The sequence below is a fragment of the Ligilactobacillus sp. UO.C109 genome (genome assembly GCF_026847815.1).
In the GTDB taxonomy this organism is placed as follows: domain Bacteria; phylum Bacillota; class Bacilli; order Lactobacillales; family Lactobacillaceae; genus Ligilactobacillus; species Ligilactobacillus salivarius.
In genome coordinates, this window is record NZ_JAPSFH010000043.1 from 1 (window position 1) to 622 (window position 622).

Here is a 622-nt window from a genome sequence, read left to right on the forward strand (position 1 = left end):
GTGCTTAAGCTTTCACTCAAGGATGAACTTGTACTCAAGGATTCGCTCAACGAACTTGATGTACTTAAGCTTTCACTTAAGGATGAGCTTGTACTCAAGGATTCACTCAACGAACTTGATGTGCTTAAGCTTTCACTTAGTGATGAACTTGTGCTCAAGGATTCACTCAAACTGCTTGATGTACTTAGGCTTTCACTTAAGGATGAGCTTGTACTCAAAGATTCACTCAAGCTGCTTGATGTGCTTAAGCTTTCGCTTAAGGATGAACTTGTACTCAAGGATTCGCTCAAGGAACTTGATGTACTTAGGCTTTCACTTAAGGATGAACTTGTACTCAAGGATTCACTTAATGAACTTGATGTGCTCAAGCTTTCGCTTAAGGATGAGCTTGTACTCAAGGATTCACTCAAGCTGCTTGATGTACTTAAGCTTTCTCACTACCCGAGTTATTGGCATTGTTATTATCGCTGTTTCCATTGTCAACATTACCATTGTCAGTAGGGATACTACTGTTATCACTACCTGAGTTATTGGCATTGTTATTGCCATTGTTGCCAGTGTCTACATTACCATTATCTGTAGGAAGTTCTTGATTATTGTCACTACCCGAGTTATTGGCATT

Annotated in this window: 1 protein-coding gene and 1 pseudogene; one reads left to right on the forward strand and one right to left on the reverse strand. The window is 39.5% G+C overall.

Going from position 1 to position 622, the window contains the following annotated elements; all coding sequences use genetic code 11:
• On the forward strand, positions 1-501 hold a 501-nt coding region (locus OZJ21_RS09260; protein ID WP_442916317.1), incomplete at its 5' end, for a hypothetical protein.
• On the opposite strand, the pseudogene OZJ21_RS09265 reads toward OZJ21_RS09260, so the two are convergent.
• Positions 425-622 (reverse strand): annotated as a pseudogene (locus tag OZJ21_RS09265) (hypothetical protein); the annotation flags it as partial. The gene OZJ21_RS09260 and the pseudogene OZJ21_RS09265 sit on opposite strands and share 77 nt — an antisense overlap.